11 protein-coding genes are annotated in these 8,963 nt (G+C 25.5%); 7 read left to right on the top strand and 4 right to left on the bottom strand.

The window, feature by feature from the left end; all coding sequences use genetic code 11:
* The first annotated feature begins 292 nt into the window (after window positions 1–292).
* From OM90_RS11400 to OM90_RS11380, 6 genes are all read left to right on the top strand, one after another.
* On the top strand, window positions 293–655 hold the full coding sequence (locus OM90_RS11400) for a hypothetical protein (RefSeq protein WP_058487002.1): 363 nt from the start codon (window positions 293–295) through the stop codon (window positions 653–655).
* A 345-nt stretch (window positions 656–1,000) separates the two neighbouring features.
* Complete coding sequence (locus OM90_RS11395; protein ID WP_058487001.1) at window positions 1,001–1,345, top strand: hypothetical protein; 345 nt, start codon at window positions 1,001–1,003, stop codon at window positions 1,343–1,345.
* Between the two features lie 432 nt (window positions 1,346–1,777).
* On the top strand, window positions 1,778–2,191 hold the full coding sequence (locus OM90_RS11390) for a hypothetical protein (RefSeq protein ID WP_058487000.1): 414 nt from the start codon (window positions 1,778–1,780) through the stop codon (window positions 2,189–2,191).
* Complete coding sequence (locus OM90_RS12650; RefSeq protein ID WP_144428580.1) at window positions 2,188–2,403, top strand: hypothetical protein; 216 nt, start codon at window positions 2,188–2,190, stop codon at window positions 2,401–2,403. The genes OM90_RS11390 and OM90_RS12650 overlap by 4 nt, the downstream gene beginning before the upstream one ends.
* 30 nt (window positions 2,404–2,433) lie before the next feature.
* A complete protein-coding gene (locus OM90_RS11385; protein WP_058486999.1) occupies window positions 2,434–3,018 on the top strand; it encodes a CZB domain-containing protein in 585 nt (194 codons plus the stop codon).
* A 95-nt stretch (window positions 3,019–3,113) separates the two neighbouring features.
* Window positions 3,114–3,434, top strand: coding sequence for a YddF family protein (locus OM90_RS11380; RefSeq protein ID WP_058486998.1), 321 nt, complete (start codon window positions 3,114–3,116; stop codon window positions 3,432–3,434).
* A gap of 37 nt (window positions 3,435–3,471) precedes the next feature.
* Here OM90_RS11380 and ahpF read toward each other — a convergent pair whose 3' ends face one another.
* The 4 genes from ahpF to OM90_RS11360 form a co-directional block, all read right to left on the bottom strand.
* On the bottom strand, window positions 3,472–4,998 hold the full coding sequence (gene ahpF, locus OM90_RS11375) for an alkyl hydroperoxide reductase subunit F (RefSeq protein WP_202813802.1): 1,527 nt from the start codon (window positions 4,996–4,998) through the stop codon (window positions 3,472–3,474).
* A 16-nt stretch (window positions 4,999–5,014) separates the two neighbouring features.
* Window positions 5,015–5,578: an alkyl hydroperoxide reductase subunit C gene (gene ahpC / locus OM90_RS11370; RefSeq protein ID WP_058486996.1), complete on the bottom strand. Its 564-nt coding sequence runs from the start codon at window positions 5,576–5,578 to the stop codon at window positions 5,015–5,017.
* Window positions 5,579–5,838: 260 nt separating this feature from the next.
* Window positions 5,839–6,708: a YihY/virulence factor BrkB family protein gene (locus OM90_RS11365; RefSeq protein WP_064505539.1), complete on the bottom strand. Its 870-nt coding sequence runs from the start codon at window positions 6,706–6,708 to the stop codon at window positions 5,839–5,841.
* A 95-nt stretch (window positions 6,709–6,803) separates the two neighbouring features.
* Window positions 6,804–7,187: a hypothetical protein gene (locus OM90_RS11360; RefSeq protein ID WP_058486994.1), complete on the bottom strand. Its 384-nt coding sequence runs from the start codon at window positions 7,185–7,187 to the stop codon at window positions 6,804–6,806.
* Between the two features lie 155 nt (window positions 7,188–7,342).
* Between OM90_RS11360 and cls the strand changes: the two genes are divergently transcribed.
* Window positions 7,343–8,794: a cardiolipin synthase gene (gene cls, locus OM90_RS11355; protein WP_058486993.1), complete on the top strand. Its 1,452-nt coding sequence runs from the start codon at window positions 7,343–7,345 to the stop codon at window positions 8,792–8,794.
* Window positions 8,795–8,963: the final 169 nt, after the last annotated feature.

Raw genomic sequence — 8,963 nt, 5'->3', positions numbered from 1 at the left:
TGGATTTTGGAAATATCTTTGTAAAGATAGGATAACATAAAATGCTGGAGCTTTTTATTTGTAATTTTTAACTAGCACAACGAGTTAATTTATATTTAATATAAAAATTTTTGACGAAAAAGTAAAAATATATTAGAATAATTTTAATAGAATAAAATGTAACAAAATAAATAAATTGTTATTGTAATAAGATTTGAATTAAAAAATAAAATCGTTATAATAAACTAACATAAAATAAATAGTTAAGTATAAGCAAATGACAATAATAATTGAAATTTTAAGGAGGTCATTTATGAATAAAAAAAAGTCAAGGATAATTTATATAATATGGGGTATAATAGCTGGAATTTTAGGAGTTATAGTTGGCGTGATTCACATAAATATAGCAGGTTTTAGTAAAATGTATAGAAGTATATCAGGTACAGAAGTGCCCTTAGGGGTATATTCAAGTGAAAGATTAGGTATGGCTATAGTTTATTTATCTATTATAGGTATTATTTTATCTTGTTTAATATATGTAAGTAAAAAACTTGTTGGATGGGGATTAATTATTTTAGCAGTTATAATGATAATTTTCACAGGAAGTTTTTCAATAGTATTGGCTCCAGCCACTTTATTTTTAATTTTAGGTATTATTGTTTTATTAATAAAATAAGAAATTATTATTGATTAAAGAGGTATAAAATAGAATAGATTATGATGTTTTTAAGTTTATAAGTACATAATATTAATACAAATAAATAAGAGTATGATTTAACGTATATTTATTTAATTAATAAAAATAAAAATTTTTATATTATAAAATATTAATATAATAATTATATATTAAAATTTCATTTATTTAAAATATATGAGAAAGTTAATATTATAATTACTGAAAATAAGAATCATAATATATGAAAGATTTAAAATGCTAGATAGATTATTATATTATTCTGTAGTGGGGAATAGAAGGTTGTATAAAAAAGAGTAATAAATATAAGTTTAAGGAAGATTATTTATGAGGAAAAGAAAGTTGAGAATATTAGAAACAATAATTGGTATAATAGGTTCTTTATTCGGAATAGGTATATTCTTTTTTGTTGGTATGCTATTAGCTCTAGGTGACTTTTATAATACTGGTTCAAGTCTGTTAGACCAATATTCACAACAACTTTCATCTCTAATTATATATTCTATTATAGGTATTATTTTATCCTTTCTTATAAATTTTAAAAGAAAATTTGCTGGATGGGGATTAATTATTATATCACTTGCAATTACCGTTCAATCTGTTGATTTTGCTGGATTTATCCCAGGATTTTTCTTTTTTGTTGCAGGGATTATAACTTTGTTAAGAAAATAAAAGTTATTATTGATTTATTTTTAAACTCTTTTTATAAGAAACTAATCTATTTTTAAATCTATTAGAAAGTTTTGCATTTCTGTTATAATTATCTTTCTAAATTAATCCCTTCTTTAATTTTTTATCAAATTTTGTTTTATATCTAATATATTCAGATCAAATACTTCAAAATATTTCATTTTTTTATTTTTTCAATAAATTTTATATTTTAATTTAATAGAATCTATTTGTTATAAACTTAATTTAGTTTAAGAATTAAAAAATATAGTAAATATATTAAAAGCATTATAAGATATATGATGATATATAGATAAAGTTTAAATATTATTTGTAAATGATATAAAAAAGTGATTCTCTAATAATAGAATATAAAAATATTGTATATTTAATTTTTTAAATTATATGAAATAGTCTAAGAAGGGAGAAAGCATTATGAATTATATTAAGTGTAGAAAAATGCTGAAATCAATGAAAAATTCTCCTAAATCTTGTGAAGATTTAAAAAATAGATTAGAGGAATTAGAGGATTTAAAGAAGAAATTTAGAGATTATATTAAAGAAAATATAACTAATTCTGCTAGTTTAGGAAGATTTGAAGTTGCTCTTAATATAATTAGTGATAAACTTATTAATTTAATTAAAGAAGTAAAAAATCAAAGTGAAGATACTAGGGCTAATACAGAGGAAGTAACAGCAACAATGCAGCAAATGCTAGACGTTATAGAAGAAAGAACTAAAGGGATAGATAATATATTAACACAAATTGAAATTATAGATAAATCTAATAAAAATAATCAAGATGAGAAGCAGCTAGAGCAGGAGAAGCAGGGAAAGGTTTTGCTATAGTAGCTGAAGAAATTAGGAAATTAGCAGAGGAAACTAAAAATTCATTAGATAAATTTAATAATTTTACAATTAATATAAAAGATTTATCAAGTAAGAGTTATTTAAATGTAATGGAAGGAAGTAAGATTATTGAAAAATCATCAAAATATATAGAAACTATAAATAAATCAATAGTTTCTAATGGGGAAGCTATAAATTCTATAAGATTTTAAATACAAGATTTTACATCATCATTTGAAGAAATGAATGCTTCAATAGAACAAATATTTGATTTTATGGAACATGTATCAGAAATAGCCCAATCTACAGCATATTTAGCTAGTCAATTACATAAAGATTCTGAAAAAATAAATACCCTACATAAAGAAATAGATAATATAGATAAAGCTCTTATAAGTAATAACAAAAAGTATTTTAATATGCAAAATGATTATATAAATACTTTTACAGGGAATGAATTAACAGAATTACTTGAAAATACAAAAACTCAACATCTTAATTGGATGAATACACTAAATAAAATGGTAGAAACAAAAGAATTATTATATCTTCAGACTAATGGAGAAAAGTGTGCTTTTGGTCATATATATAGAACAATAGATATAAATCATAAAGATATTAAAAATCTTTGGATTTCTATACATAATCCCCATAATAATTTACATAATATGGCTTCTAAACTTGTATATGCAATAAAGAATAATACTAATGATGACTTAAATGTATATAAAGAAGAAGCTTTAAAATATTCAAAAATTATATTTAATATAATAGACCAAATTATAGATATTATAAATAGGAATAAACTTTATGATGTGAATCTTTAAGATAATGATTAATTGAATAATTTTAAATAATATGATAGATTATTATTAAAAGACTAAATTATGATGAAGGTTTTAGCATTTATTAGGAGGAAGATATGAAAATTGCTTTGTTTAATGGAACGGTTGTAACTACAAATGGACTTTATAGAATAAGTGACATAGATGTAGAGAATGTAAAAAAACTTATTGATGAAAATGGATTTATATCAGCAATAGGACATCAGTCAACAGCTGAAATAATATCGGACTTACTTAAAATAAATGTATCTATGAATAGAATACAATTTAAACAAGAGGTAGGTCAAAAAGCGATCGCCTTTAAACTAAATCAAAGACCTCCAGAAGGAGTTATTTTAAGTAGGGATGAAATAGAAAAAATAGGGTATTCTTTTAGATTAATAGAAAGGTTAGAATAAGATAAAAAAGTCCACCTCAAAAAAGAGATGGACTTTTTTAATTTTTCATTAAATAATTAAAAGCACTTAGAGCTGCTGTAGCTCCTGAACCCATAGATATAATAATTTGCTTATAAGGAGCATTAGTACAATCACCTGCAGCAAATATTCCTGGAACATTTGTAGCACCATATTTATCAACGATAATTTCTCCAGCTTCATTACATTTTACAATATCTTTTAACCAATCTGTATTAGGGACGAGGCCTATTTGAATAAATACTCCGTCTAGTTTAATATGATTTTCTTTTTTATTATTTCTATCTACATAGACAATTCCATTTACTTTATTATCACCGGTGATTTCTTTTACTTCTACATTAGTTAATACATTAATATTAGGAAGGGAGTTAAGTTTTTCTTGTAAAATAGAGTCAGCTTTAAGTTGAGGCATAAACTCAAGAACCGTTACATGTTTTGCTATACCAGCAAGATCAATAGCAGCTTCGATTCCTGAATTTCCACCTCCTATAACAGCTACATTTTTTCCTTTAAATAAAGGAGCATCACAATGGGGGCAATAAGCTACTCCTTTATTTTTAAATTCCATTTCTCCTGGAACACCTATATTTCTCCATCTAGCACCGGTAGCAATAATTACAGTTTTACTTTTTAAAATAGCACCATTTTCAAGCTCTACTTCTATAAAATCTTTTCTTTTTAAGGATTTAACTTGCTGTGAATTTATTATATCTATATCATAATTTTGCAAATGATCTTTAATATTTGATGCAAGAGTAGGACCTTCTATATATTTCACACTTATAAAGTTTTCGATACCTAGGGTATCTAATATTTGTCCTCCGAAACGTTTAGCAATAATACCTGTGCGAATTCCTTTGCGAGCTGCATATATAGCTGCACTAGCACCAGAAGGTCCTCCTCCAATAACTAATACATCAAAGGGGGGATTATTATTTAATTCTGATACATTTATAGTACTACCCAATTTAGATAGAATCTCTTCAAGAGTCATACGTCCACTAGTAAAAAATTCTCCATTAAGATAAACAGTTGGAACAGCTAAAATGTCTTTACTTTCCACTTCTTTTTTAAAGATTGCACCGTCAATCATCGTATGAGTTATATTAGGATTTAAAATACTCATTATATTAAGTGCTTGAACAACTTCAGGGCAATTATGGCAACTTAAACTAACATATGTTTCAAAATGATATTTGCCTTTTAGATTTTTTATTTGACTGATTAATTTTTTATCAATTTTTGGAGGTCTTCCACTAACTTGCAGTAGAGCCAAAACAAATGAGTTAAATTCATGACCTAAAGGAATCCCAGCAAATACTACCCCAGTATCTTCATTTATATGATTTATACTAAAACTAGGAGTTCTTGATAAGCTAGTTTTTTCTATTTTAATTTTGGGGGAAATTAAAGCTATTTCATTTATTAAAGACATCATATCTTTAGAATATTTATCAGAACCAGCATCAACTTTAATCAATATTTCATTTTCCATTAACTGAAGATACTGGGATAATTGGTTTTTGATATTCTGATCTAACATAATTTTTATCTATCCTTTAAATTTTTCCTACAAGGTCAAGGCTTGGGGTAAGAGTTTCGGCTCCTTCTTTCCATTTAGCAGGGCAAACTTCGCCAGGATTATTTCTAATATATTGTGCTGCTTTAATTTTATTAACTAGTACACTTGCGTCACGACCAATGCTTCCAGCATTAATTTCAATAGCTTGAATCACTCCATCAGGGTCAATAATAAATGTAGCACGGTCAGCCATACCATCTTCTTCTATTAAAACATCGAAGTTTCTAGTTAAAGTAAGAGTAGGGTCTCCAACCATATAATAAGTTATTTTATTAATAGTTTTTGAACTATCATGCCATGCTTTATGGGTAAAATGACTATCAGTTGAAACAGAATAAACTTCTACTCCAAGGGATTTTAAAGTTTCATAATGATCTTGTAAATCTTCTAATTCAGTGGGGCATACAAAGGTAAAATCTGCGGGATAGAAAAATACTACGCTCCATTTTCCTTTAAAATTCTCTTCAGTAATCTCTACAAATTCACCATTATGATAAGCTTGTGCTTTAAAAGGTTTTACTTCAGTACCTATTAATGACATAATACATTACCTCCTATTTTTAAATTTTTATTTTTAATTATTATTTTCGTTAGGATAATTTTAATTAGATAATAATAATTATTATCTAATACCAATTATACATATAAAAAAATATTTGTCAAGAATTTCGTAAAAATTTTTTGTTTTTATTTTTCTAATAAAATTATTAGGCAAATAATCTTTATTTAAACCTCATAAGTGAAATTTGAAATATATTCCAATAAAAAAACTAGGGGATACCCTAGTTTTTAATAATTGATTTATTTTTTGAAATTTATAAAATGGATACTGAATTTTTTACTAGGAGGTTTAAATTTTCTTTCTTTAGAAAAAACAAAAATTCCATTTAATTCTCCGCCTAGTAAAATAACCATACTACTTATATAAAGCCAAAGAAGTAAAACAATAATGCCTCCTAAACTTCCATACATTTTATTAAATTTTCCAAGATTATTGACATAACTAGAAAATAATAAGGATAAAAAAATCCAAAATATCACAGAAAACAATGCTCCAGGGACAACTTGAGAAAATTTAAGTTTTCTATTGGGTAGATATTTATATAAGAATAATAAAATTATAAAAATAGCAGATATTAAAAGAATATGTCTAAGAGAAATTAAAAAGAGGTTAAATTTATAATTTAATTTTAAGCCTAGTAATATATTAGTTATTATTTTTTCGCCAGAAATGATAAAAATAAAAGAAAAAAGTATAAAAAGTGATAATAAAATTGTAGAAATAATTGATAGAGCTTTAAGTTTTATAAAAGAACGAGTTTCTTCTTCATTATAAGATTTATTTAAAGCACGAATTATAGCATTGATACCATTAGAGGCACTCCAAAGAGTGGTAAGAGCCCCAAAAGATAAAAGAGAGGGACTTCTTCCTTTTATCATTTCTTGCACACTTATATATACAAAATAATAAGCTGTATCAGGAAGTAAAGAAGATAAATTTTGTAAAAAGGATTCACTTGTAACTTCTGTATAGCTAAATAAAGTAAAAAGAAAAATTAAAAAAGGGAAAAAAGATAATATAAGATAAAAAGTAAGCTGAGCTCCTAAAGCGGGGATGTCATCATCTTGAAATCGGCAGTAAAGCTCTTTTAAGATAAACTGCCATCGCATAATTCTCAAAAGTACACCTCCTTAATATTTAGTTTTACCTATTTTTAAAACTTAATCCTAAAAAAGGCCCTTCTTATGGAAGGACCTTATGTAAATTATTTTTTTACAGATTTAATAGATACGATATAAAGACCAGCAATATCAGCCTTAATAACTTTTTTTACAGGAATTTGTTTAAATATTTTATTGTCACATATAAGAGTAGTGATTTGTGGCCCTATTTTAGCTTTTACTAAAGGCATTTTACGAAAACGAGCCCATTTAGGGAATTGTTCAATAACTGATTTTGGTAAATTTGCATTAGTAATTTTCTCTTTTTTCTTGTCAATTACAAAAATAGGAGTAGTAGTTTTATACTGATTAATTAAGCTTTGTTGCTGATCCATTTTTGTTTGTGCTTTTTTCCCTAAAAAATATAAGACTACTCCTAGAGCAACTAAAACAATTAAAATAGTCAAAATAATTTGCCAAATATCCACAAGATGTCCTCCTTTATTTCACTGATTAAACCTAAAAAATATTTATATATTTGTATTGTACCATCTAATAAGAAAATATGAAATAGAATTTTTGTTAAAAAATTAATTCATTAAATGCCAAATTTTGATATAATAGTACATATAGGAGGGAGAATATGAGTATTCAAGATATATTATTATGGGCATTAAATCATATATTATTTATTAATATTCTTTTGGCTATTTTACTCGTGTTTTTTGAAAGAAGAAACCCTTCATCTACATGGGCTTGGCTGATGATTTTGTTTTTTGTTCCTATATTAGGATTCTTATTATACTTATTTATAGGGCAGGATTTAAAAAAGAAAAAACTTTTTGCCATAAAAGAAGAAGAGGATAGAATTCAAAAGATGATAAATCAGCAGGAACAAGTATTAAATAAGGAAGAAATACAAGCAGCATATCCTAATATAAAAAAATATAAAGATATTATACATCTGCATCTTGTAGGCCATAACTCCCTTTACACTCAAGATAATAAGGTGAAAATTTATTACAATGGTAACGATAAATTTAAGGATATGATAAAGGATATAGAAGAAGCCAAAGATTTTATTCATTTAGAATATTATATAATTAGAAATGATAATTTAGGGAAAAAAATAATTAATATTTTGGCTAAAAAAGCAAAAGAAGGAGTAGAAGTAAAATTTCTTTATGATGGTATGGGCTGTATATGGCTTCCTAAAAATTTTTTTAAGCCTTTAATAAAAGCTGGCGGAAGTACTAGTTGTTTTTTTCCTCCTTTTGTACCTTATATAAATCTTAGGGTTAATTATAGAAACCATCGTAAAATATGTATTATAGATGGTAAGATAGCTTACCTAGGGGGAATTAATATAGGAGATGAGTATTTAGGATTATCTAAAAAAATGGGATTTTGGAGGGATACTCATATAAAAATAGAAGGAAGTGCTGTGGATAGCTTAGAGCTTAGATTTTTGCTTGATTGGAGGTTTTCTACTAAAACTTCTTATAATATTGATCAAAAATATTTTCCTCCTAAAAATGTAAATGGAAATACAGGAATACAAATAGTATCTAGTGGACCAGATTCTCAAACCAGTTGTATAAAAAATGGATTTTTAAAAATGATTAATTTATCTAAAAAAAGAATATATATTCATACTCCATATTTAATTCCTGATGATAGTTTATTAGAAGCATTAAAAATAGCTACTTTATCGGGGATAGATGTTAGGATAATTATACCTAATAAACCTGATCATATGTTTGTATATTGGGCGTCTCTATCTTATGTTGGTGAATTAATTAAAGCAGGGGTTAGATGTTATACTTATGAAAAAGGTTTTATACATAGCAAAATGCTTTTAGTAGATGATGCTGTAAGTACTATAGGAACTGCAAACTTTGACATTAGAAGCTTTAAAATGAATTTTGAAGTTAATGCTTTTATATATGATAAAGAAATAAATAAAAAATTAGGAGAACAGTTTTTAAAGGATTTAGAAGATAGTAAAGAAATTACAGAAGAAATTTATAATAAAAGATCAAATATAATTAGGTTTAAAGAATCTGTTTCGAGGTTACTATCTCCGATGTTATAAAATATAAGAATAAAAAGATAAAAAACTATTGACAAAGCAGAGTTAATTTAATATAATTATTTCTGCTGTTAAAAAACAGCAGATCCTTGAAAACTAAACAGCGCCAAATAAAAACCCAATCAATTCCAAGATTGATTAAAAGCCAGTAGGCAAGGAAAGATAGAAATAT

The organism is Defluviitalea phaphyphila (assembly GCF_001466305.1).
Classification (GTDB): Bacteria; Bacillota; Clostridia; order Lachnospirales; family Defluviitaleaceae; genus Defluviitalea_A; species Defluviitalea_A phaphyphila.
This window is presented reverse-complemented; position numbering and strand designations above follow the sequence as displayed.